Below are 22,875 nucleotides of genomic sequence, written 5' to 3'. Positions count from 1 at the left end.
CGACGCCGCCTCCGTCGGGCCCGCGACGCCCCCGTTCAGCCCACAACCTGCCGGCCGGGATTCGCGATCACCCTGCGGCCGGATGACGGTTGTGTGACAAATACGGTCCCAGCGGGCATCCCGTTCCGCTCACCGCAGCCGCACCGGGCCGGCGTCGACGAGTAGGCCCTCAGAAGGTGCGGTGGCGCGGGTGCGGTATCCACCCGAGGAAGCGTTCCCGCAGGGCGGCCGGTGGTGACCGCAGGTCCGCCGTGGCGGCGGTCAGGCAGGCCGCCAGGTAGACGCTCAGGTTCGCCGGCTGCGGACCGTACTCCAGCAACAGCAACTGACGACGGCTCGGGCACGGCCAGCTCTGCCCGCAGTCCCGGCACTCCCAGGCGGGAGTGGTGGGTTCGTGACGCTCCGACACGGCTCACCTCCGCCGAACCGGTGCCGCCGCGACGGCGGCACCGGGGCTCGCGATCACGTAACGAGAGTCGACCCGGCGCCGTTCCGCCGGCCGGACCGACGGGCCGCCGGCTCCGACCGACCGGCCGACCGGTGGTCACCCGACGGCGTGCCCGGGCGCACCGACCGCCGGCCAGCGTACGCCGATCGAGGAGATCCCGTTGGCCCATCCGTGAGGGCAGCTCGACAGCCACGGATCGCCCGGACCGTCGCGGCGGCAGCCGACCGGCGGCGGCACCGGGACTGCGGGGCGTGCCGGTCCGCCCGCACGTCGGCTAGTCGGGGAGCAGCGGCATCTCCAGCGCGGGAGCGCGGCCGAGCAGCGTGGCCCGGGTCAGCGCGGTCGAGCCGAACCGGCTGCGGACCGCGTCCACCGCGGCGTCCAGGTCCGCTCCAGGATCCCGCTCGAAGGGCAGCGCCGGCTGCACCGGCGCGTCGTCCAGGTTGCCGACGGAGACGCCGATCAGCGTGACACCCCGCCGGTCGATCTCCGGCAGCGTCGCCCACAGCAGCGATCGCGCGGTCGCCAGCAGGGGTGCCGTGTCGGCGGTGGCCTTGCGAAGCGTCTGCGAGCGGGTCGCCCGGGTGTAGTCGGCGAATCGCAGCCGCAGCACCACTGTGCGCCCCGAGCGGGACGCGGCGCGCATCCGGCGGGTCACCCGGTCCACCAGCCCGGCGAGCGTCGCGTCGAGATCGGTGGGGGAGTGCGGGCCGCGCCCCAGGGCGTGCTGCGCCCCCATCGAGCCCCGGCGGCGCCCGACCTGCACCCGGCGCGGATCGCGATTGTGCGCCAGCGCGTGCAGGTGCCTGCCGGCCCCCGACCCGAGCAGCGACACGAGCGTCGCCTCGCCGAGCCCCGCCACCTGCCCGACGGTGTGGATCCCCCGGTCGCGCAGCTTCGCCGCCGTCACCGGACCGACGCCCCACAGCCGCTCCACGGCAAGCGGGTGCAGGAACGCCAGCTCCCGCTCCGGGGGGACGACCAGCAGCCCGTCCGGCTTGGCGACGCCGCTGGCCACCTTGGCGAGAAACTTCGTCCGGGCCACGCCGACGGTGATCGGCAGGCCGACCCGGTCCCGGACCTCCCGGCGCAGCCGCGCCGCGATGTCGGCCGGCGCACCGGCCAGCCGGCGCAGGCCACCGACCTCGAGGAACGCCTCGTCCACGGACAGGCCCTCGACAAGCGGTGTGGTGTTGCGGAAGATCTCGAACACCGCCCGGCTGGCCGCCGTGTACGCCCCCATCCGGGGTGGCACGACCACCGCGTCCGGGCAGAGCCGCCGCGCCTGGCGCCCGTTCATCGCGCTGTGCACGCCCCGCGCCTTCGCCTCGTAGCTGCAGGCCAGCACCACTCCGCCGCCGACGATCACCGGGCGGCCACGCAGGCGCGGATCGTCGCGCTGCTCGACCGACGCGTAGAAGGCGTCCAGGTCGGCGTGCAGGACGGTGGCCGCGGTCGACACCCGCACATCTTCGCACAAGTGTTCGACAGATCGCAGTGACCTGCCCACATGTCGACGATCGCGATGCTCAGTCCAGCGATCCGCGCAACCACAGGTCGTACGCTGCCGTGCGGGTGCCCCACACGACGACAGCGATCACCACGAGCAGCATGACGAGGCCCAGTCGGCCGGGCCACTGGGCCGGGTGGCCGGTGACGGTCGGCGCGTCGTCGCTCTGGGCCGGGGCGCCGCCCGCCATCCGGCGTCGAAGCGCCACCACGGCCGCCGCCAGCACCAGCGGCACCGCCACGAGAAGGCCTTGTACGAACACCCAGTGCGCCGTTCTAGACATACCGTCGACGTCCAGCGCGCCCCGGCACAGCCCGACGCCGGTCAGGCAGCGCACCGGGCCGGCCACCCACCAGATCGCTCCGGTCGAGGCCAAGGTGGCGACCGTGGCGGCGAGCAGCGCGAGCGCCGGCCGGCCGGGGCCCCGCCCGGCCACGACTACCGCCATCATGACCGCCACCAGCACCGAACCGGCGGCGATCGTGGCGTTGTCGATCACCGCGCCGAACCCCATCTCCGCCGGTTCCGGGAGCGCCTGGCGTACGTCGACCGGGAGGGCCGTGGGGGCGACCACCGGCAGCAGAGCCCCGACCACGGCCGCCCCGAGCCCGCCACCGAGCCCGAGCAGCACCGCGCGCTGGACGGCGCTCCGGTGGCCCGCGCTCCACAACACCACCGTCGGCACCAGCGAGAGGGCGGCCAGGGCCGGTAACGTGAGCGGGTTGTGCACCAACCGGTCGGCCGGACCGAGATCTGCTGTGGTGAGCATTCCGAGGGCTGCATACCAGCCCTCGCCGTCGGCGGGCCGCGGACCCCAGCCCAGCGAGAATCCGAACCGGACCCGGCTGTACGGCAGCCAGATGGCCAACGCGGTCCCGGTGGCCAGCGCGGCGGTTGCGACAATCGCCGGAAACGCCCAGCGCGGCACCGGGCCGGGTCGGCTGATGCCGTCCGCCCGCGCGGTGCCAGCCGACTCGATGCCACCGGTCGCGGCCGCTGAAGCCGCGCGGGCCGCCGAGTCGGCCCAGGCGGCCAGCGGCACCGCCGCGATCGTGAGCAGCAACCCCGCGACCAGCGTGGAGACCGCATCGTCGTCCGACCCGAGCAGGCCGGTCAGGGACACCTGCGTACCCATCAGGAACGACCCGCTCAGGGCCATGACGCTGGCGAGCCAGAACGGGAACCGTCGTCGGGCATCGGACCCCGCCACGGCCTCGCGCCAGACCGCTGACGCGAGCTGGGCACCCAGCCAGGCGCCGATCAGCAAGCCGAGCAGGGCCATTCCGAGGGTTGGGTCGAGCCCGAGAGCGCCGCCCACCACCGGCGACAGGTTCGCAGCCAGGACGCCCGCCGGAAGGCCGGTGACGATCAGGTCCCAGTGGGAGGGGCGAATGAGGGATGTGGGATCGCGGATGGCGCGGAGGCGGTCAGCGGGCAGTGGATGGGTCCCCCACCGGTCGAGCCACCGTCGCGGCGGCGGCAGCCGCTCCAGGATGGCGGACAGCGCGGTGCCCACGCCGCCGACCGAGGCGGCCGCCGCGTCGGCGTGCCGCTCGCGAGCCCGTAACACCGCGTTGCGCAGTAGGTAGACCGAGCAGCCGAGCGCGACCAGGGCGCACAGCGTGCGGGCGTGGTCGGTAAGGGCATCCAGCGGAGTGCGCCATGTCCCGCCGCGGGCCGTGGCGAACAGGAGCACCGTCGGCAGCACGGCGACGAGCAAGAAGGCGCGCCAGATCGAGATCGTCAGGTACGTCAGATCGACGTCCCGGTTGCGCAGGTGCGCCAGCTCGTGGGCCACGACGGCGCGGAACGCCGGCCGGTCGGTGGCGCGCAGCACGAGCAGGCCGGCGTCCAGGTGGACCCGCCGTCGCCCCGGCAGACCGAACGCCTGCCCGCTGGGCGCGCCACCGTGCGGCACGAGCCGCCACTCGAGAGCCCGAGCCAGGCCGATGTCGTGGCTAAGTTGAGCCAGCTCCTCCGTCAACCCGGGCACCAGGTGCGGCTTGAGTCGCCTCGACCGGTCCCGCCGCACGATCCACCAGGAATGGGTGAGGTAGAGGGCGAGGGCGACCACCATCAGCAGCCCGAGCCCGGCTCCAACCGCCGCGAGTGGTGTGGCGTACACCGGCCGCATGCACGAACGAAGCTCGGCGGTGAGCGCCTCTTGCTGGCCGGGTTCGTCCAGAGTGCCATCCCGAGCCAGTTCGGCCGCGTGAGCGTCGAAGGCGGTCGAGCATTCGGCCTGGCGTGCCTCGATGGTTTCAGCTCGATTAACCGGGTGGAAGCCGAGGCTGAAGAACACGAGCACGCTGGTGGCTAGGACCGCACCGACCAGCAGGACGAAGTAGGCGGCCGGCGTGCTGGGCCCCGCACGATGGCCGATCCCGTCAGCCACGGCGGTCAGCGGGCCTCGCCGCTGAGCCGGCCCTGGCCGACGACGGCGTCGGCGATCAGCGCCGCCTGGTCCGGGGCGACACCACCACGCAGCGCGACCCGCTCGACGATTCGTCGTACCTCGGCCCACTCCTGCGCGGTGAGTTCCACAGGTGCCGCCTCCTTCGGCTGCGACCGGCCGCCCCGGAACAACCGCCGCAGCGCGTCGGATGTCACCCGGTGCCCCTTGCGCATGCCCAGCTCGACCACGTACCGGACCGCCTCGGTCATGGCAGCGAGAGCCACCGGGGTGAGCAGCACCAGGACCTCGGGCACGCCGAAGGCCAGCGGACCGCTGCGCCGTTCCGGCTTCGCGTACGCCCCGGGGTCGGCGAAGTGCGCCTCGCTCAACAGCGCGAACAGCTCCTGTTCGCCCGGGGAGTACCGGTCGACGACCGGCCGGGCGAGGTCGAGCAGCAGGGATCGGTCCGCCTCCGGACGCATGCAGCCCTCCGTCACTGCCCGTGTCCGACCGGGCGCCGTCCACTGTAGGCGGCGGTGGCCCGGGTCCGGAAGGCTGCGGGATACGCCGGTCAGAGGTCGGCGAACGGCTTCGCGTACGCGAACTCGCCCCGGATCCCCTCGTGCCAGGCGGCCAGCGGCCGGGCCTGGAAGTGCGCGCCCCACGCCGGCACCGGCGGGGTGACGCCCAACGCGACGGCGGGCCGGAAGCCGAACCGCGGGTAGTAGTCCAGGTGACCGAGGAGCACCGCCAGGGGTACGTCGAGCGCGTCCGCGCCGCCGAGCACCGCGTGCATGAGCGCCGACCCGACGCCGCGGCGCTGCCACGCCGGCAGCACCCCGAGCGGCCCGAGACCCACCGCCACCGGCTCGCCGCCGACCCGGGCCCGGGTGGCCACCACGTGCCCGACGACCTGCCCGTCGACCTCGGCGACGAGGGACAGCGCCGGCAACCAGCCCGCGTCGGCGCGCAACGCGTCCACCAGGCCGGCCTCCACCGGCCCGGCGTCCGCCCGCTCCGGGTCGGCGAAGGCGGCGGCGTGCACGGCGTGGATGGCGGCGACGTCGGCCGGGGTCTCCCGTCTGATCAGCACCGCGCCACCGTACGCACGGGTGCCGGGCCGCGTCGTCCGGTTTTCGCGGTCAGCCGGTGGCGGTGGGCGACGGCGGGGCGCTGCCGCCCTGCGGCGCCTCGGCGGTCATGATCCGGATGATCTCGGCCCGGTCGGTCGCCGACGGCAGGCCCCAGTCGGGGCGGTAGCCGTACACGTCCCGCAACGGGGTGGAGGCGGTGCGACCGTCGAGGACCTCGATCGAGCCGGTGTCGATCAACCCGGGATGTTCCACGCCGCAGGCCTCGGCGACCTTCATCAGGTCGCGGCGCAGCGTCCGGATGTAGTTCGCCGCCCGCACCGACTTGCGGCCCGGGTCCAGGCCCCGGGCCAGCCAGGCGTTCTGGGTGGCGACGCCGGTGGGACAGGTGTCGGTGTGGCACTTCTGGGCCTGGATGCAGCCGATCGCCAGCATCGCCTCCCGGCCGACGTTGACCAGGTCGCAGCCGAGGGCGAACGCGACGACGGCGTTGTCCGGCAGGCCGAGCTTGCCGGCGCCGGCGAAGACGACCTGCTCGTGCAGGCCCTGCTCGGCGAAGAGCCGGTAGACCCGGGAGAAGCCCTGCTGGAACGGCAGCGACACCGAGTCGGTGAAGATCAGTGGCGCGGCGCCGGTGCCGCCCTCGCCGCCGTCGATCGTCACGAAGTCCACGCCGCGCCCGGTGTCGCGCATCAAGGTGACCAGCTCCGTCCAGAAGCCGAGGTCGCCGACGGCGGACTTGATGCCCACCGGCAGGCCGGTCTCGGCGGCGAGCAACTCCACCCAGTCGAGCAGGCTGTCGCAGTCGGAGAACTCCGCGTGCCGGGACGGGGAGACGCAGTCCCGGTCCGGCGTGATCCCACGCGTGGCGGCGATCTCGGCGGACACCTTCGCCGCCGGTAGCAGCCCGCCGAGGCTGGGCTTAGCGCCCTGGCTGAGCTTGATCTCCAACGCCTTCACCGGCGCGCCGGCCACCAGGTCCCTGAGCCGGTCAAGGCTGAACCGGCCGTGCTCGTCGCGGCAGCCGAAGTACGCGGTGCCGATCTGGAAGATGAGGTCACCGCCCTGGCGGTGGTACGGCGACAGGCCGCCCTCGCCGGTGTTGTGCAGGGCGCCGGCGAGAGCGGCGCCCCGGTTCAAAGCCTCGACGGCGTTGCCGGACAGCGACCCGAAGCTCATGCCGGAGATGTTCACCACCGACTCGGGGCGGAACGCGCGGGCCCGCCCCCGGGCGGCGCCGAGCACCTTGGCGCAGGGCAGCGTCACGTCGTGCCCGGCGGCCGGGGACGACGGCGGCACCGCCCGGCCGAAGGTGCGGTGCATGATGATCGGGTACCCGGGGGTGTACTCGATGTCGTTGTCGGTGCCGAACCCGAAGTAGTTGTTCTCCTGCTTCGCCGACGCGTACACCCAGCGGCGCTGGTCGCGGGTGAACGGCCGCTCCTCGTTGTTGCCGGCCACGATGTACTGGCGCAGCTCCGGACCGATCGACTCCAGCAGGTACCGGGCGCGGCCGAGGAGCGGGAAGTTGCGCAGCAGCGCGTGATCGCGTTGCAGCAGGTCACGCGCGGCGAGGGCCGCGACGGCGGCGACGGCTGCGGGTACGGCTCGACGGGCCCAGGTCATGCCGCCACACTTTCCGGGATCACCGCCGGCCAAACGCCGGCCGGCGCGCGCCGGTCAGCTCACGACGGCGAACCCGCCGTCCCACGGGACCTTCTCGGCCGCCGCGAGGCCGATCTGCAGGAAGCCGATTGCCTCCAGTTCCCGGGCCCGGCGCAGCGGGCCGACATCGACGGCCCGCAGGCCGCCGGCCTCGACGACACCGCCCAGCAGCGTCTTGGCGTCCGCGTCGTCGCCGGCCATCAGCACCGTGGTCGGCTGCGAGCCGACCTTCCGGCCGTTGAGGGTGGCCGCGAAGGTGGTGTTGAACGCCTTCACGACCTGCGACTGGGGCAGCGCGGCGGCGATCTCGGCGGCGGCCGAACCGTCCGGTGGCACCACGAGCGAGTCGAACGTGTCGAAGTCGAGCGGGTTGGTGATGTCGACGACGACCTTCCGGGCGAGGCTGTCCCGCTGCGCGGCGATCACCTCGGTGACCGCCGGGTACGGGACGGCGAGGACGACGATCTGCCCGGCGGCCGGCTGGTTGATCTCGGCGTGGCCCAGCAGGTCCACGGTGTTGCCGCCGGCGGTGACGACGCCCGCGATGGCCGTTCCCATGTTGCCGGTGCCGATGATCGTGACGTGGGTCATGATCATCCCTGGGCCTGGGTGATGTTCACCATCCACTGGACACCGAACGGGTCGACGCACATGCCGAACTCGTCGCCCCACATCTGCTTCTCCAGCGGCATGGTCACACTGCCGCCGGCGGACAGCTTGTCCCAGTATCCGCGCAGTTCGTCGGCGTCGTCGCCGCTGAGGCTGATCGAGATGTTCGTGCCGGGTTGGTGTTCCAGGCCGGGCGGGAGGTCGGAGGCCATCAGGGTCAGGCCGCCGGGGGAGCGCAGCAACGCGTGCATGACCTTGTCGGCGACCGCCGGGTCGGTCTCGCCGAACTCGCCGAACGTGGCGATGGTGAGGTCGCCGCCGAAGACGGAGTGGTAGAGCTCCATCGCCCCGCGGGCGTTACCGGGATAGTTGACGTACGGGTTGAGCTGCGTCTGCACCGTGCCTCCTTGGTCGGCCTCCACGTCGTCGCGCGTGGAGGTGCCAGGGGGACCAACGAGGCGCGGGAGCGCGGGTTTCGTGCCGGCGCGGGGGCGAGCGGGTCGTCCGCCCCCGCGCCGGAGGGCGATCAGCGGTGCCGGAACGACTGGCGGACGACGCCGCCCACCAGGACGCACCAGGTGCTGGTGCTGACCTTGCCGTTGCGGGGCAGCCCGTGCAGGGCCTGCAGGTCCTTGACGGCCGTGCGGGTGACGTGGTCGTACTCGCCGGTGACGGCGACCTCGTCGTACCCCTTGGCGTTGAGGATGAACTGCGCCGCGGTCACCGGCAGGCCGCTCGCGTGCTGATCCAGTTCCGGTGCCAGGGTCTCCCAGGTCTCGGCGGTGAGGGTGGCGTCGACGTCGACCGGGATGCCGTTGCGGGCCTGCCAGTCCTGCACGGCGGCGACCGTGGCGGCGTCGAACACGCTGCTGGGCGTCACGGCGTACCCGTGGTGGGCGAGCAGGTACTGCGCCACCCGCACCGACGGCGACCCGACGAACCGCCACAGGTCCGGCCAGCGGCGGGCCGGTACGTCGGCGAGGTCGGTGCCGAGCGCGGCGAAGACCCGGCGGCGCAGCATCGGGAACTGGCGGTAGAAGGCGGCGCCGGGGCAGAGCGTGTTGCGGAAGTCCCAGTGGCCGAAGATGTCGTGGGCGTGCAGGCCGTACTGCCGGCAGATGGTCGTGCAGAGCCGGACCAGCGAGTCGAGCAGCGCCTCCGGCGGAGTCTCGGTGACGTACGTGCCCTCGTTCTCGATCCCGATGGAGCGGGTGTTCTCACCGGGACAGTGGGCGGAGACCATCTGCCGGTCGCCGGCCTGCAGCCGTTCCAGGCTGCCCCGGCGTCCCTCCAGGACGTAGCCGCCACGGCTGACGGTGAAGTGCTGGCCGGTGTCGGACCAGCCGTTGCCGTCGATGTGCAGGTTCTGGCAGTCGCGGGCCAGTTTGATCGCCTGCGCCTCGGAGTAGTCGGTGACGTTCGGGAACGCCATGTGGTGCACGATGATCTTGTTCGTCGGGACCGTGCTGACGACCAGCGGGTCCTTCGGCGGGCGGGCGCCCCACTCGTCGCAGCTGTAGATCCAGTCCAGGTCGGCGCCCGGGTCGGCGTGCGCTGCGGCGGGACGGGCGAGTTCGCTCCCGACGACCGCGACGGTGGCGGCGCCGAGGCCGGCCCGCAGCAGGGTACGACGGTCCAACTCGCTCTGCTCGACGTGCATTGCATCTCCTCCGCGCCCGGCTCGCGGGGGTGGGAATGAGCCACGTGAAAATCAGCTCCAAACACCGGGCGTAAGGCGGAGAATATTGCCAACCGGCGTGCGGCGCTAGAGGCCACTGTCGATCAGGGGCCCGGCCCCTACCATTTCCCCGCGCGATGCGGGCCGGTTTGCCGATAGCACCACCGCCCGCGCCACCGGCGAACGCACGATGGGCGTACGACCGTCGAAGCGTCCGGTGCCGGCGGCGTGGCTGGCGGGGGTATGAGGTGCAGGAGGTCGTTTCCGCGCCGCTCGACGTCGGGGCGGTACTACCGGGGCTGGCGGAGCGCGTGTGGATCAACGCTCGGGAGGCCCCACAGGCGGTGCAGTTCGTGCGCCCCGCACCGGTGTCGCGGGCGTGGCCCGCGCGGCGGTCGGTACGCGGCGGCGACGTGCCGGTCACGTGTGAGCAGTTCCGCGACGACGTGCTCAGCCTCGCCCGCGGGTTCGTCGCCGCCGGCGTGGGCCACGGCGACCGGATCGGGCTGATCAGCCGCACCCGGTACGAATGGACCCTTGTCGACTACGCCCTGTGGGCGATCGGCGCGGTGACCGTGCCGATCTACGAGACCGCGAGCCCGGACCAGGTCGGGTGGATGCTCTCCGACGCGGGCGCGGTGGGCTGCGTCGCGGAGACGTCCCGGCACGCCGAGGTGGTCGCCGGCCTGCGGTCGGACCTGCCGGCGCTGCGGGACGTGTGGCAACTGGACGCCGGTGACCTGATCGGGCTGGCCGGGCAGGGGCGGACCGTCGACGACACGCGCGTCGAGGCGCGCCGCAAGCGGGTGACCGGCGGGGACATCGCCACGATCGTCTACACCAGCGGCACCACCGGCCGCCCCAAGGGGTGCGTCCTGACGCACCGCTCCATCCACTGCGACGTGACCGCCGCCGCCGCGGTACTGCCGCAACTGCTGCACCCCGGCGCGTCCACGGTGCTGTTCCTGCCACTGGCGCACGCGTTCGCCCGGCTCATCCAGGTCGGGACGGTCCAGACGCGGGCGACCATGGTGCACAGCGCCGACATCGGGGCCGTGATGGACCAACTGCGCCGGCACCGGCCGACGTTCATCCTGGCGGTGCCGCGGGTCTTCGAGAAGATGTACAACCGGGCCCGGCAGAAGGCCGAGGACGGGCACCGCGGCCGGCTGTTCGCCGTCGCCGACCGGGTGGCGGTGCGCTACAGCCGCGCCCTCGACACGCCGGGCCGGCCGAACGTGCTGCTACGGCTGGCCCGCTGGGTGCTCGACCTGCTGGCGTACCGGAAGCTGCGTGCGGCGCTGGGCGGGCGGTGCGAGGCGGCGATCGTCGGCGGAGCACCCCTCGGCGAGCGGCTGGGCCACTTCTTCCGGGGCGCCGGCCTGCTGGTGCTGGAGGGGTACGGCCTCACCGAGACCTCACCCGCCCTGACGGCGAACACGCCGTCGACGCAACGGATCGGCACCGTCGGCCGGCCACTGCCCGGAGTGGAGATCCGGATCGCCGACGACGGCGAGGTCCTCGCCCACGGCGACGTGGTCTTCCCCGGCTACTGGAACAACCCGGAAGCCACCCGGGCGACGTTCACCCCGGACGGCTGGCTGCGCACCGGCGACCTCGGCAGCCTCGACGCGGACGGCTTCCTGCGCATCACCGGCCGCACCAAGGAGATCATCGTCACCGCGGCCGGCATGAACCTCGCGCCCGCCCCGATCGAGGAGGCGATCCGCGCCCACCCGATGGTCAGCCAGTGCATGCTCGTCGGCAACGACCGCCCGTACGTGGCCGCGCTCGTCACCATCGATCCGGTCGCGTTCGCCCGGTGGCGGTCCGCGCACGGCCGGCCGGACGCCGACGTCGCCGAGCTGCGGAACGATCCCGACTTGTGCGGGGAGATCCAGACGGCCGTGGACCGGGCGAACGCCACGGTGTCCCGAGCCGAGCAGGTGAAGACGTTCCGCATCCTGCCCCGCGACTTCACCGAGGAGGACGGCGAACTGACGCCCACCCTGAAGATCAAGCGGGAAGTCGTCCAGGAGCGCTACGCCGACGACATCGAGGTCCTCTACCGGGGCCACTGACGGGGCGTGACCGGCGTGGACCGTGCCCGCCGGCTAGGCGTGGCCGGCCATCGCCGCGAGGCGGCGGGCGAGCCGGGCGGCGGCCTCGCGCAGCTCCGGCGGCTCCAGCACCGCCACCTCGAAGCCCAGCCGTGCCACGTGCATCGCGAGCCAGTCCAGGTCGTCCCCGCCGACGACGAGTACGCACCACCCGTCGCGATCCTCCTCGACGCGCCCCACCTGCGGCGGCACCAGCGCCCGTACCTGGTTGGCCGCGGCGTGCAACCGCACCCGGGCAACGTGCCGGTACGGCGCCTCGGTGACCGCCCGCTGCACGTAGGCGACCGGGTCCGGATGCTCCCGAGGCCGGAAGCGCCAGGTCGTCGACACCACGTCACGCATCCGGTCCAGCCGGAACGTGCGCCAGTCCTCGCGGTCGACGTCCCGGGCCATCAGATACCAGCGACGGCTGGTGGCGACCATCCGTACCGGCTCGACCGTGCGCTCGCCCTCCGCGCCGTCGCGGCCGGCGTACCGGAACCGCACCCGCACCGCGTCGCGGCAGGCCCGCGCCAGCGTGACAAGCAGTTCCGCGTCGATCTCGACGCCGGGGCCGACGAGGGTCTCGGTGGCGGCGTGCACCGCCCGCACCTCGGCGCGCAGTCGGGGCGGCATGACCTGGTCGAGCTTCGCGAGCGCCCGTAGCGCCGCCTCGCCCACCCCGCTGACCGTGCCGCCGGACGCCAGGCGCAGGGACACCGCCGTCGCGATCGCCTCCTCGTCGTCGAGGAGCAGCGGCGGCAGCCGGGTGCCCGCGCCGAGCTGGTAGCCGCCACCGACTCCGGCCGTGGCGTGCACGGGGTAGCCGAGTGCCCGCAGCCGCTCCACGTCGCGGCGTACCGACCGGTCGGTGACCCGCAGCTCGGCGGCGAGCTCGGCGGCGGTCCAGGACGGCCGGCGCTGAAGCAGCGCCAGCAGCCGCAGCACCCGCTCGGTCGTCGCCTCGACGGTCACCCGCCGATCGTCGCACGGATCACGGAACGATCCTGTCCGCTATTGGCGGGAAGCTGGGCCCATGACCGACCCGACCTGGAACCACCTGCTCGGCGACCAGATCGCCTGGCACTGGACCAACCAGCTGCGGCCGCGCCTCGCCGGGCTCAGCGACGACGAGTACCTCTGGGAACCGGCGCCGGGCTGCTGGAGCGTACGGCCGCGGGGCACCGGAACCGCGCCGGTCCAGGCCGGGTCCGGCGCGATGACCATCGACTTCGCCATGCCGGAGCCCGACCCGCCGCCGTTGACGACGATCGCCTGGCGGCTCGGGCACGTGATCGTCGGCGTGCTCGCGGTGCGCAACGCCGCCCACTTCGGTCGCGCGCCCACCGACTACCAGTCCTTCGCGTACGCCCCGACCGCCGCGGCGGCGCTCGCCCAACTCGACGCCGAGTACGCCACCTGGCAGGCCGGGGTCGAGTCGCTCGGCGACACCGGCCTGGCCCGCCCGTGCGGGCCGGCCGAGGGACCGTACGGCGAGCGTCCGATGGCCGCGTTGGTGCTGCACATCAACCGGGAGCTGATCCATCATCTGGCCGAGGTCTGCCTGCTGCGCGACCTCTACCGGCACACCCGACAGGAGACGAGCTGACATGGCCCGCGAGATCCAGATCACCTTCGACTGCGCCGATCCCGCCACCCTGGCGGCGTTCTGGACCGAGGCTCTCGGCTACCGGATCCAGGACCCACCTCCCGGGTTCGATTCGTGGGAGCAGGCGCTGGAGGCGTTCGGCGTACCGCCCGAGCGCCGCAACGACGCCTCGGCCGCGGTCGACCCCGAGGGCACCGGACCGCGGCTGTTCTTCCAGCGGGTGCCGGAGGGCAAGCGGGCCAAGAACCGCGTACACCTGGATGTGCGGGCCGCGCCCGGGCTGGCGGGTGACGCGCGGATGGCGGCCCTGGAGGCGGAGGCCGAGCGGCTCGTCTCGCACGGCGCCACCCGGCTCGGGCGCTTCGAGCCGGCGCCGCCGCTCGAAGCCGGTCACCTCGTGCTGGCCGACCCGGAGGGCAACGAGTTCTGCCTCGACTGACTGCCTCCGCGCCGCCGCCGTCGCGCGTCGCTAGAGGACCGTTCGTCACTCCTCGATGGCGCCGCCGACCCGGCGCAGGTGGGCGCGGAACGTGTAGGCGGGGTCCACCTCGCGGCGGGCCAGGTACTCGGCGAACGCCGTCTGCTCGCGCAGCGTCTCGCCGGCGCGGATCCGCTGCGCCTGCACCCGCTCGGTGCGGTGGATGCGCTCCGCGGCCGCGAGCACCTCCTCGCCCCGCGCCGCCGGCACGAACAGCACCCCGTCGTCGTCGGCGAGCACCAGGTCGTCGGCGTCGACCCGGTGCGCGCCGAAGCGGGCGCTGGTGAGCGTCGCGGGCTCCCGCGGATCGACCCGGGTCGGGCCGGCGGGCAGGGCGCCGTAGCTGAAGACGGGCACCCCGATCTCCACCAACTCCGGGGTGTCCCGGTGCAGTCCCCACACGACCAGGCCGGCGACACCGGTCGCGGCGGCCTCCAGCACCGCCAGGTCGCCCACGCACGCCTCGTCGGTCCGCCCACCGTTGTCGATCACCAGCACGTCGCCGGGCGCCGCCCGCCCGTACGCCTCCAGGAACACGTCCACGCTTCCGTGGTGGCGGACCGGCAGCACCCGGCCGGCGAGCCGCTGACCGGGAACCACCGGCCGGATCCCGGCGGGCGCCACCCGCAGCGGCACACCCAGCCGCACGCAGGCGTCGGCCACCAGGGGCGTGGACAGGTCGGCGAAGCGCTCCCGCATGGGCGTCCTCCCGGTCGTCGGATCGGCCCACATCGTAGGAACCGACGGCGGTGGGTCGGCCAGATCCAATGCCGGACCGCTGGCCTCCACCGGCTCGTCTCCGCAGCTGGCAGGGGATACGCGAGGTGTGGGCCGGTGCAGCGGGGGTAGTCGCGCGGTCGAGGAGTACCTGGGGAGGACTCGTGGACTCGTACCCGGCGGTGGAGGCGCACGGGCTGATCGGTGACCTGCAGACAGCGGCGCTTGTGGCGATGGACGGCACGATCGACTGGTTCTGCGCGCCGCGGTTCGACTCACCGAGCATCTTCGGCGGCTTGCTGGACCGCCACCGCGGCGGCCACTTCCGGATCGCGCCGGACGGGGTCGACCACGTGTGCAAACAGCTCTACCTGCCCGGCACACCGATCCTGATCACCCGTTTCCTCAGCGCGGACGGCGTGGGCGAACTCATCGACTTCATGCCCGTCGCCGGGGACGAGGCCACCGACCGGCATCGCCTGGTCCGGTTGGTGCGGATGGTTCGCGGCACGATGCGGTTCCGCCTCGACGTGCGGCCCCGCTTCAACTACGGGCGTGACCGGCACGAGCTTCAGATCCATCCGGAGGGCAGCGTGTTCCGGAGCCCGTCGCTCGCCCTCAACCTGAGTCGGGTCAGCTACGCGAACCGGTTGCGCGACCAACAGGAGGTCAGGCGCACCGCCGATGGCATCTGCCTGATCGCCACCCTGACGGAGGGCGAGGCCGGGGGCGTGGTCCTGGAGACCGGGCTGTCGCCCGAGCCGCCACGGCGGTTCACCCCCGAAGAGGTCGACGACCTGCTCGCCCATACCCGCGACTGGTGGCGCGACTGGCTCGGCCGTTCCCGGTACACCGGCCGCTGGCGGGAGATGGTGGAGCGGTCCGCGATGACCCTCAAACTGCTGACGTATGCGCCGACCGGCGTGCTGGTCGCCGCGCCCACGGCGGGCCTGCCCGAGCAGATCGGCGGCGAGCGCAACTGGGACTACCGCTACACCTGGATCCGCGACGCCTCCTTCTCGGTGCAAGCGCTCCTGTCGCTGGGCTTCACCGACGAGGCGGCACGCTACATGCGCTGGATGAACGACCGGGTCTGCGACGCCGACGAGACTGGCGGGCCGCTCCAGGTCATGTACCGCGTTGACGGCTCACCCGTCCCTCCTGAGGAGATGCTCGACCACCTCGAGGGATACCGCGGCTCTAAGCCGGTCCGGGTCGGCAACAGCGCGGCGAGGCACCTTCAGCTCGACATCTACGGCGCGGCGTTGAACGCCATCCACGCCGCCGACGCTCAGAAGTTCCAGATCACCCATCAGGGGTGGCGGCACGGTGTGAATGTCGTGGACTGGCTCTGCGACAACTGGGACCAAGCCCGAGGAAGGTATCTGGGAGACCCGCGGCGGGCGCCGCAACTACACCTACGGGCGGCTGATGACGTGGGTGGCCCTGGACCGGGCCATCCGGCTCGCGGACGCGCGTGGACGTCCCGCTGACACCGGCCGGTGGCGTGCCATCCGTAGCCGCGTCTACGACCAGATCATGGCGCGGGGCTTCCACCCCGGGCGACAGGCCTTCGTGCAGCACTACGGCACCGACCGGCTGGACGCCGCCCTGCTCGCGATGCCGTGGGTGGGCTTCGTGTCGCCGGCCGACCCGATGTGGCAGTCGACCCTGCAGGCCATGGATCAGGAACTGGTCTCCGACAGCCTCGTCTACCGGTACAACCCGGAGGCGTCCCCCGACGGCCTGGCCGGGACCGAGAGCACCTTCACGATGTGCACCTTCTGGTACGTCGACGCCCTCGCCCGCTCCGGTCGGCTCGAGGACGCCCGGCTGACCCTGGAGAAGATGTTCACCTACGCCAGCCCGCACGGGCTCTACGCGGAGGAGATCGCGCCGAGCGGCGAGCAGGCCGGGAACTTCCCGCAGGCCTTCAGCCACCTCTCGCTGATCAGCACCGCGGTCAACCTCGACCGGCTGCTCGACGCCCGCCCCTGACCATGACTATTCCGGGCCACAGCGGGAATGGGCCGGCCCTGGGGACCTACCGGATCGGGGGGTGTCATGGCAGCCACCGCCATCGGCGTGGTGATCGTGCTGGCGGTCCTGGTCCTGCTCGGTGCGCTGAGCATCCGGATCGTGCAGCAGTACCAGCGCGGTGTCGTGTTCCGGTTCGGCCGGGTGGTGCAGCCGGTTCGGCAGCCCGGCCTGCGGTTGATCATCCCGATCGCCGACCGGATGGTCCGGGTGAGCATGCAGACCACCGTCATCGACGTGCCGGCGCAGGGCGCGATCACCCGCGACAACGTGACCCTCACCGTCGACGCGGTCGTCTACTACCGGGTCGTGGAACCGATCAAGGCCCTGGTGAACGTGCAGCGGTACCCGGCCGCCGTGCTCCAGATCTCGCAGACCGCGCTGCGCTCGGTGATCGGAAAGGTGGACCTGGACACCCTGCTCAGCGACCGGGACAAGGTCAACGCCGACCTGAAGTCGGTGATCGACGCCCCGACCGAGGAGCCCTGGGGGTTGAACATCGAGCGGGTCGAGGTCAAGGACGTGGCGCTGCCGGAGGGCATGAAACGCTCGATGTCACGGCAGGCCGAGGCCGAGCGGGACCGTCGGGCCCGGGTGATCGCGGCCGACGGCGAGTACCAGGCGTCCCGCCGGCTCGCCGACGCGTCGCGGGCGATGGCGGGCACCCCGGGGGCGTACCAACTGCGCCTGCTGCAGACCGTCGCGGACGTGGCGGCGGAGAAGAACAGCACCCTGGTGATGCCGTTCCCGGTGGAACTGCTGCGCTTCTTCGACAGGTACGCGCGCGCCACCCCGGCGGAGCAGGGCGAGGCCGTGGCGGAGCCGGTGGCCCCGGTGACCGGCGACGGGCACCGGGGCGGGCAGCACCGCTAGGACCGGGTGGTTGCCGGCTCACACCGTCGCCGCCGGGGCGGTCTCCGGCCCGTCCGGCTGAGCGGGTACGACGACCTCGGCGGGTCGAGGCAGCGTGAACCGGAACCGGGACCCACCGGTGTACGCCTCGTCCAGGGTGAGCGTCCCGCCGTGGTACTCGACGACCTTCTTGCAGATCGCCAGGCCGATCCCGGTGCCCGGGTACGTACCCCGCGGGTGCAGCCGCTGGAAGATCACGAAGATCTTGTCCGCGTACCGGGGGTCGATGCCGATCCCGTTGTCCTCGACTGCGAACGCCCAGCCGTCCGGCGTCTCCTCGACCGTCACCCGCACCTGTGGCCGCCGGTCCGGGTGGCGGAACTTCACCGCGTTGCCGAGCAGGTTCTGCCACAACATCGTGAGCAGCGTCGCGTCACCGTGCACCGTCGGCAGCGGGTCGGCGACGACGGTCGCGTCCGCCTCCTGGATCGCGCCGGACAGGTTCGCCTCGGCCCGGGCGAACGCCTCCGCGAGGTCGACCTCGCGCAGGTCCGCGTATACGCGCCCGATCCGGGAGAACGCCAGCAGGTCGTTGATCAGCTCCTGCATGCGCGTGGCCCCGTCGACCGCGAACCGGATGTACTGGCGTGCCCGGTCGTCGAGCTGACCCGCGTAGCGGCGCTCCAGCATCTGGCAGAACGACGCCACCTTGCGCAGCGGCTCCTGCAGGTCGTGCGAGGCGACGTACGCGAACTGCTCCAGGTCCTCGTTGGACCGGCGCAGCTCGGCCGCCTGCTGCTCCAGGGCGTCCCGGTCACGGTGGCTGCGCTCCAGCGCGTCCACCACCACCTGGCGCATCGACTCGACGTCCGCCGTGAGCCGGGCGATGTCCGCCGGCCCCTCCGGGCGCAGCCGGTGCCGGAAGTCGCCGCCGGCGACCTGGCGGGCCGACGAGCCGAGCCGCTCCAGCGGGCGCAGCACCGTGGTCCGCACGAGCGCCGACAGGACGATCCCGCAGACCAGCAGCGCGGCGAGGATCGCCACGAAGGTCATGTCGCGTAGCGCCCGCGCCCGGTCCAGGTCGGCCCGGCCGGCCGCCTGGATCCGGTCGAGCCGGTCGGCCAGACCGGTCAGCTCCGTGCGCGCCGCCTCGAACGACGCGGCTCCCTGGGACACCAGCGACGCCAGCTCGGCCGGCGGCGCACCCGCCCGCCGCGCCGCGACCAGCCGGTCGGCGTACCCGGCCCGCCAGCGGTCGGCGAGCCCGCCCGCACGGTCCAGGTCGGCGAGCGCCTCCGGCTCGTCGGCGAGCAGTTCCCGCATCCGGTCCCACCGCGCCCGTTCGGCGCCGATCGCCTCGCCGTACGGGGCGAGGATCGACTCGTCGCCGGTGACGACGTAACCGCGCACCGCGGCGACCTGCCGCAGCAGCCCGGCGTCGAGGTGACCGACCGCCGCGCGGGCCGGGGCGATCCGGTCGGCCAGCCGGTTGGAGACCTCGGCCGTGTGCGACAGCGCCGCCGCACCGAGCCCTCCGCCGACGAGGACCAGGGCCGTCATCGTCAGCAACATGACACTCAGCCAGCGTCGGGTCGTCATCCTCCGGACGGCCACGGGTGGCGGATCTGCGTTGCTCGTCACGAACTGCACCTTAGAACAGCCGCCACGAGTCGGCCGGGTGGCCGGGGAGGGCTTGCCGGCTCCTGCTACCACTGGGCTTGTCCGCGACGGATCACCCGCGGCCCGGCCGCCGTCCGGGCCCCGGAAGCAGCCGTTGCGCCGATGGCCCAGCGTGTCGGCGGGGCCACAATGACCAGCGGGGCGGCCACTTTCGTCCCGCGCGACCGAGGAGGTGCGAACGTGACCGGCTGGCAGCTCTCCGGCTACACGCCGGTGCGGCAGCTCGGCGCGGGCGCGTCCGGCCGGGTCGAACTGGCCGTACACGACCAGACGGGCACCCCGGTGGCGATCAAGTACCTCACCCGGGCCGTCGGCGACGAACCGTCCTTCCGGGACGCGTTCCGCACCGAGGCCCGGTTGCTGGCCGAGATCGACAACCCGAACGTGTCGCGCCTCTACGAGTACGTGGAGTCGCCGTCCGGCGCGGCCATCGTCATGGAGCTGGTCAACGGGGTGTCGCTGCGCCAGATGCTGCGCGCGAACGGCGCGACCACCCCCGAGTCGGCGCTCGTGGTCCTCAAGGGCTCGCTGGCCGGGCTTGGCGCCGCACACGCCCGCGGGGTGGTGCACCGGGACTACAAGCCGGAGAACGTGCTCGTCACCGCGGAGGGCACGAGCAAGCTCGCCGACTTCGGCATCGCCCTGCCGGTGGGCACGGACTCCGGCGGGACCGTCACCGGCACGCCGCGCTACATGGCGCCCGAGCAGTGGACGGGCGCGCCGGCCAGCCCGGCCTGCGACATCTACGCCGCCACCGCCACGTTCTACGAGTGCCTGACCGGCCGGCCGCCGTACGACGGCCGGGACCTGTTCACCCTGCGCCGGCAGCACGCCGAGGCCCCGGTGCCCACCGAGCCCGCTCCCGAGCCGGTGCACGACCTGCTGCGACACGGCATGGCGAAGCGTCCGGACGAGCGGCCCCAACCGGCCGAGGTCTTCCTCGCCGTGCTCGAACAGGTGGCGACCGAGGCGTTCGGGCCGGACTGGGAGGAGCGTGGCCTGCGGGAGCTGGCGCGTCGCGCCGCCCTGCTCGCCGCGCTCTTCCCGTTCCCGGACCGCACCGGCGGCGCCACCAGCGTCGCCACCACGGCGCTGGGATCGGGCACCGGCCGGTGGGGCTGGCTGCGCGGCGGCCGCGCCCGGCCGGCCCTGGTGGCCGGCGTGGCCGCGGCGGCCGTGCTGCTGGGCAGCGCCGGGCTCAGCTACGCCGAGCGGGGAAAACCGGAGGCAGCCTCGCAGCTCGATCCGCCGCCGACCGCGGGGACGGTGCTCACCCCGGGCAGCCCGGCCGCGGTGCCGACGCCGACTCCGGCGGCCACCACCACGCCGACCGCCGGACCGACCACCACACCGGCCGGCGGTGCCACCGGGACCCCACCCGCCCCCGGTGACCCCACCGCCCCGGGCGGACCGGCCACGACGGCCCCGCCGACCACCCCGCCGACACCGCGACCGAGCACGTCGACGAGTCCACCGCCACCGCCGGACACCACCGCGCCGACCGTCGGCAAGGTCTCCGCCAGCCCCACCCAACTCGACCCGACGGGCTGCCCGTTCGGGCCCACCGCCAGCACCGTCACCACCACCGCCTCCGACGACCGCACCCCGGTCGGCGACCTGCGGGTTCGCCTGCGGTACACGCTGGAGGGGCGTACCGGCGAGGTGGTGATGACCCACGCGGGACGGGGCGTGTTCACCGGTGTGCTCGCCGACCTGCCGCGACCGGCCAACACCACGCGGATCCCGGTCCGTGTGGTCGCCGTCGACCGGGCCGGCAACACGTCGGCAGAGGGCGGGCCCGTGCACGTGACCCTCTACTCCTACTGCACCCCGGGCTGACGGTGCCCGGGAGACCGAGAGGCGGGCAGCCGTGAGCCAGCCGAACGACCGGACGGCGCCGGACGAGCCGACCGCGTACCTGGGCGGCGACGCCACCGCGTACCTGGGCGGCGACGCCACTGTGCACCTGAGCGGCGATGCCACCGCGGGCATGGGCGGCGACGCCACCGTGCACCTGGCCGCCGGTGACGGGTCCACCGTCCGGCTCAGCGGTGCGGAGCCCACGGCCCGCCTCGCCCCCGGCCAGCCGACGGCGGGCGAGCCGACCGTACGGCTGGGCGCTGCGGAACCGGCCGACGAGCGGACCGTGCACCTCGGCGCGCCAGCGCCGACGGACGGGTCGCCGGTCACCGCCGGGCACTCGCCGACGGCCGGGAGACGGCCGCCCGGCACCGGCGAGCCGACCGCCGCCGCCCCGGTGCAGTGGACGACAGCGGCCGGTCGTGCCTCCGCGACGGGCCCGGCAGCGGCGTGGTCGGCGCCCGGGCGGACCCCGGCGCCCGGCCCGGCAACGATCCCCGGCGGGTGGAGCGCCGCCGCGCCGGGCGGGGCGCGTACCGGCGGTGCGGCGGCGGCCGGCGGCGAGATCCGGTTCGGGCCCGGCGTGCCGGCCGCCCCGCCGCCCGCCCCGTCCTGGCCGGCAGCCGCGCCGCGGCGCCGGTCGCTCTGGCGCCGCGTGGCCTCGGTGCTGTCCACCCTGCTCACGTTGGTGCTGATGGCGATCGCCGGGCTGTACCTGTGGCAGCGACTCAGTCCACTGGAGATCACCGACGTCACGGTGGCCGTGCCCGAACCGGCCGGCACCCGCTGTGACGTCACCGTCGACGTGGTGGCCACCGTGACCACCAACGGCCGGGCCGGCGAGATCCGGTACCAGTGGCTGCGCTCCGGAAGCGCGCCCGGCACCGTGCTGACCGAACGGGTCGGTTACGGGCAGCGCACCGCACGGCTGACCCTGCGCTGGTCCTTCAGCGGCGTGGGCAGCACCGCGGAGACGGCGACGGTCAACATCCTCGAGCCCGCGCCGGCGCAGGCACGGGCCGCGGTGGCCTACGACTGCGGCGGCTGACCGCGGGTTTCTCCGGAACCCACCGGGGGTAGGTCGGCGGTCGAACCGCACGCCCCTGGAGGGAAGAATCCGATGACAGAGAATTTCGGTGACGCGGCGGGGGAGGCCCTCCGCTCGGTGCTGCTCTTCCTGCCGAAGGCGCTCGCCTTCGTCGCCATCCTGGTCGCCGGCTGGCTGATCGCCAAGGCCGTACTCAAGATCGTGGACAAGGTGCTGGAGCGGGTCGGCTTCGACCGCGCCGTCGAGCGCGGCGGCATCCGCCGCGCCCTCGCCCGGTCCCGCTACGACGCCAGCGACATCGTCGCCCGACTCGCCTACTACGCGGTGCTGCTGGTCACGCTCCAGCTCGCGTTCGGCATCTGGGGCCCGAACCCGGTCTCCGACCTGATCGCCGCCGTCATCGCGTGGCTGCCGCGCGCGTTCGTCGCGATCGTGATCGTCGTGGTCGCCGCCGCGATCGCCAACGCTGTCCGCGACATCGTCAACGGCGCGCTCGGCGGCCTGTCGTACGGGCGGATCCTCGCCACCATCGCGTACGTGTTCATCCTCGGTCTCGGCGTCATCGCCGCGCTGAACCAGATCGGCGTCGCCACCGCGGTGACCACGCCGGTGCTCATCGCGGTGCTCGCCACGGCCGGCGGCATCCTGGTCGTCGGTGTCGGTGGCGGGCTGGTCCGTCCGATGCAGAGCCGCTGGGAGTCCTGGCTCGCCCGCGCGGAGCAGGAGTCCCACGCCATCGCCACGCACGCCCGCGCCTACCAGGCGGGCCGCCGCGACGCCGCCGCGCACCTGGGCGGCGACGCCGACGCCACGCAGGTGGTGCCCACGGCCGACGCCACCCAGGTGGTGCCACGGCCCACGGCCGGTGCCGACCCGACCGTTCCGGTGCCGCGTGAGCCGCAGGCCACCGAGGACACCCCGCGCGGCGTGCCGACGCAGCCGGCCCCGGAGGACGTCGAGGCGACGATGGTCATCCCGCCGTCGGAGGTCGACAGGTCCCGCCGCTGACCGCCACGGCATCGGGGCGGGACCGGTCGGGTCCCGCCCCGAACCGTGTGGTCGCCCGGGTCCGGCCCGGCTACCATCAGCCGCATGACGT

General features: G+C 73.6%; 19 protein-coding genes and 1 pseudogene. 8 read left to right on the top strand and 12 right to left on the bottom strand.

Features of this window, described 5'->3' with window-relative positions; translation table 11 throughout:
- Positions 1 to 169: 169 nt before the first annotated feature.
- The 9 genes from ABTW87_RS19780 to ABTW87_RS19740 form a co-directional block, all read right to left on the bottom strand.
- Positions 170 to 409 carry a hypothetical protein gene (locus ABTW87_RS19780; protein ID WP_350652295.1) on the bottom strand — a complete coding sequence of 80 codons (240 nt, stop codon included), beginning with the start codon at positions 407 to 409 and terminating at the stop codon, positions 170 to 172.
- Between the two features lie 313 nt (positions 410 to 722).
- Positions 723 to 1,910, bottom strand: coding sequence for a DNA polymerase IV (gene dinB, locus ABTW87_RS19775; RefSeq protein ID WP_350652294.1), 1,188 nt, complete (start codon positions 1,908 to 1,910; stop codon positions 723 to 725).
- A 67-nt stretch (positions 1,911 to 1,977) separates the two neighbouring features.
- Positions 1,978 to 4,353, bottom strand: a complete 2,376-nt coding sequence (locus ABTW87_RS19770; RefSeq protein ID WP_350652293.1) for a M48 family metalloprotease — start codon at positions 4,351 to 4,353, stop codon at positions 1,978 to 1,980.
- A 5-nt stretch (positions 4,354 to 4,358) separates the two neighbouring features.
- On the bottom strand, positions 4,359 to 4,835 hold the full coding sequence (locus ABTW87_RS19765) for a hypothetical protein (RefSeq protein WP_350652292.1): 477 nt from the start codon (positions 4,833 to 4,835) through the stop codon (positions 4,359 to 4,361).
- 89 nt (positions 4,836 to 4,924) lie between these two features.
- The gene (locus ABTW87_RS19760; protein WP_350652291.1) at positions 4,925 to 5,446 is read right to left on the bottom strand and encodes a GNAT family N-acetyltransferase; all 522 of its coding nucleotides are present in this window, start codon (positions 5,444 to 5,446) and stop codon (positions 4,925 to 4,927) included.
- 49 nt (positions 5,447 to 5,495) lie between these two features.
- Positions 5,496 to 7,070, bottom strand: coding sequence for an FMN-binding glutamate synthase family protein (locus ABTW87_RS19755; protein WP_350652290.1), 1,575 nt, complete (start codon positions 7,068 to 7,070; stop codon positions 5,496 to 5,498).
- 54 nt (positions 7,071 to 7,124) lie between these two features.
- Positions 7,125 to 7,700: an NADPH-dependent F420 reductase gene (locus ABTW87_RS19750; protein ID WP_350652289.1), complete on the bottom strand. Its 576-nt coding sequence runs from the start codon at positions 7,698 to 7,700 to the stop codon at positions 7,125 to 7,127.
- A 2-nt stretch (positions 7,701 to 7,702) separates the two neighbouring features.
- Positions 7,703 to 8,116, bottom strand: a complete 414-nt coding sequence (locus ABTW87_RS19745; protein WP_350652288.1) for a VOC family protein — start codon at positions 8,114 to 8,116, stop codon at positions 7,703 to 7,705.
- A gap of 128 nt (positions 8,117 to 8,244) precedes the next feature.
- Positions 8,245 to 9,378 carry a peptidoglycan recognition protein family protein gene (locus ABTW87_RS19740; RefSeq protein WP_350652287.1) on the bottom strand — a complete coding sequence of 378 codons (1,134 nt, stop codon included), beginning with the start codon at positions 9,376 to 9,378 and terminating at the stop codon, positions 8,245 to 8,247.
- A gap of 266 nt (positions 9,379 to 9,644) precedes the next feature.
- On the opposite strand from ABTW87_RS19740, the gene ABTW87_RS19735 reads away from it, so the two are divergent.
- Positions 9,645 to 11,477: an AMP-dependent synthetase/ligase gene (locus tag ABTW87_RS19735; protein ID WP_350652286.1), complete on the top strand. Its 1,833-nt coding sequence runs from the start codon at positions 9,645 to 9,647 to the stop codon at positions 11,475 to 11,477.
- Between the two features lie 33 nt (positions 11,478 to 11,510).
- Here the strand turns inward: ABTW87_RS19735 and ABTW87_RS19730 are convergent, their stop codons facing one another.
- Positions 11,511 to 12,470 carry a helix-turn-helix transcriptional regulator gene (locus ABTW87_RS19730; RefSeq protein ID WP_350652285.1) on the bottom strand — a complete coding sequence of 320 codons (960 nt, stop codon included), beginning with the start codon at positions 12,468 to 12,470 and terminating at the stop codon, positions 11,511 to 11,513.
- Positions 12,471 to 12,531: 61 nt separating this feature from the next.
- On the opposite strand from ABTW87_RS19730, the gene ABTW87_RS19725 reads away from it, so the two are divergent.
- Positions 12,532 to 13,104 (top strand): DinB family protein, encoded by a 573-nt coding sequence (locus ABTW87_RS19725; protein ID WP_350652284.1) that lies wholly within the window; start codon positions 12,532 to 12,534, stop codon positions 13,102 to 13,104.
- 1 nt (position 13,105) lies between these two features.
- A complete protein-coding gene (locus ABTW87_RS19720) occupies positions 13,106 to 13,543 on the top strand; it encodes a VOC family protein (RefSeq protein WP_350652283.1) in 438 nt (145 codons plus the stop codon).
- A 45-nt stretch (positions 13,544 to 13,588) separates the two neighbouring features.
- On the opposite strand, the gene ABTW87_RS19715 is transcribed toward ABTW87_RS19720, so the two are convergent.
- Positions 13,589 to 14,281: an RraA family protein gene (locus ABTW87_RS19715; RefSeq protein ID WP_350652282.1), complete on the bottom strand. Its 693-nt coding sequence runs from the start codon at positions 14,279 to 14,281 to the stop codon at positions 13,589 to 13,591.
- Positions 14,282 to 14,463: 182 nt separating this feature from the next.
- Between ABTW87_RS19715 and ABTW87_RS19710 the strand changes: the two are divergent.
- Positions 14,464 to 16,297: pseudogene (locus ABTW87_RS19710) on the top strand (glycoside hydrolase family 15 protein).
- Between the two features lie 66 nt (positions 16,298 to 16,363).
- The gene (locus ABTW87_RS19705) at positions 16,364 to 17,209 is read left to right on the top strand and encodes a slipin family protein (RefSeq protein WP_350652281.1); all 846 of its coding nucleotides are present in this window, start codon (positions 16,364 to 16,366) and stop codon (positions 17,207 to 17,209) included.
- An 18-nt stretch (positions 17,210 to 17,227) separates the two neighbouring features.
- Here the strand turns inward: ABTW87_RS19705 and ABTW87_RS19700 are convergent, their stop codons facing one another.
- Entirely contained in the window at positions 17,228 to 18,829 is a 1,602-nt protein-coding gene (locus ABTW87_RS19700) for a sensor histidine kinase (RefSeq protein ID WP_350652280.1), read from the bottom strand.
- A 219-nt stretch (positions 18,830 to 19,048) separates the two neighbouring features.
- On the opposite strand from ABTW87_RS19700, the gene ABTW87_RS19695 reads away from it, so the two are divergent.
- The 3 genes from ABTW87_RS19695 (at position 19,049) to ABTW87_RS19685 (ending at position 22,784) form a co-directional block, all read left to right on the top strand.
- Positions 19,049 to 20,707 carry a serine/threonine-protein kinase gene (locus ABTW87_RS19695; RefSeq protein WP_350652279.1) on the top strand — a complete coding sequence of 553 codons (1,659 nt, stop codon included), beginning with the start codon at positions 19,049 to 19,051 and terminating at the stop codon, positions 20,705 to 20,707.
- Between the two features lie 31 nt (positions 20,708 to 20,738).
- Positions 20,739 to 21,776: a hypothetical protein gene (locus ABTW87_RS19690; RefSeq protein ID WP_350652278.1), complete on the top strand. Its 1,038-nt coding sequence runs from the start codon at positions 20,739 to 20,741 to the stop codon at positions 21,774 to 21,776.
- Positions 21,777 to 21,848: 72 nt separating this feature from the next.
- Positions 21,849 to 22,784 carry a mechanosensitive ion channel family protein gene (locus ABTW87_RS19685; protein ID WP_350652277.1) on the top strand — a complete coding sequence of 312 codons (936 nt, stop codon included), beginning with the start codon at positions 21,849 to 21,851 and terminating at the stop codon, positions 22,782 to 22,784.
- Positions 22,785 to 22,875 lie beyond the last annotated feature (91 nt).

The sequence above is a fragment of the Micromonospora sp. NPDC126480 genome (genome assembly GCF_040302465.1).
Taxonomy (GTDB): Bacteria; Actinomycetota; Actinomycetes; order Mycobacteriales; family Micromonosporaceae; genus Micromonospora.
Note: the sequence above shows the minus strand (reverse complement) of the source record. Positions and strands in the feature narration are given on the sequence as shown.

Excerpts from the sequence above, each read along its gene's own strand:
- ABTW87_RS19765 (WP_350652292.1), bottom strand. The coding sequence starts at position 4,835 with ATGCGTCCGGAGGCGGACCGATCCCTGCTGCTCGACCTCGCCCGGCCG.
- ABTW87_RS19755 (WP_350652290.1), bottom strand. The coding sequence starts at position 7,070 with ATGACCTGGGCCCGTCGAGCCGTACCCGCAGCCGTCGCCGCCGTCGCG.
- ABTW87_RS19750 (WP_350652289.1), bottom strand. The coding sequence starts at position 7,700 with ATGACCCACGTCACGATCATCGGCACCGGCAACATGGGAACGGCCATC.
- ABTW87_RS19740 (WP_350652287.1), bottom strand. The coding sequence starts at position 9,378 with ATGCACGTCGAGCAGAGCGAGTTGGACCGTCGTACCCTGCTGCGGGCC.
- ABTW87_RS19725 (WP_350652284.1), top strand. The coding sequence starts at position 12,532 with ATGACCGACCCGACCTGGAACCACCTGCTCGGCGACCAGATCGCCTGG.
- ABTW87_RS19720 (WP_350652283.1), top strand. The coding sequence starts at position 13,106 with ATGGCCCGCGAGATCCAGATCACCTTCGACTGCGCCGATCCCGCCACC.
- ABTW87_RS19715 (WP_350652282.1), bottom strand. The coding sequence starts at position 14,281 with ATGCGGGAGCGCTTCGCCGACCTGTCCACGCCCCTGGTGGCCGACGCC.
- ABTW87_RS19705 (WP_350652281.1), top strand. The coding sequence starts at position 16,364 with ATGGCAGCCACCGCCATCGGCGTGGTGATCGTGCTGGCGGTCCTGGTC.
- ABTW87_RS19685 (WP_350652277.1), top strand. The coding sequence starts at position 21,849 with ATGACAGAGAATTTCGGTGACGCGGCGGGGGAGGCCCTCCGCTCGGTG.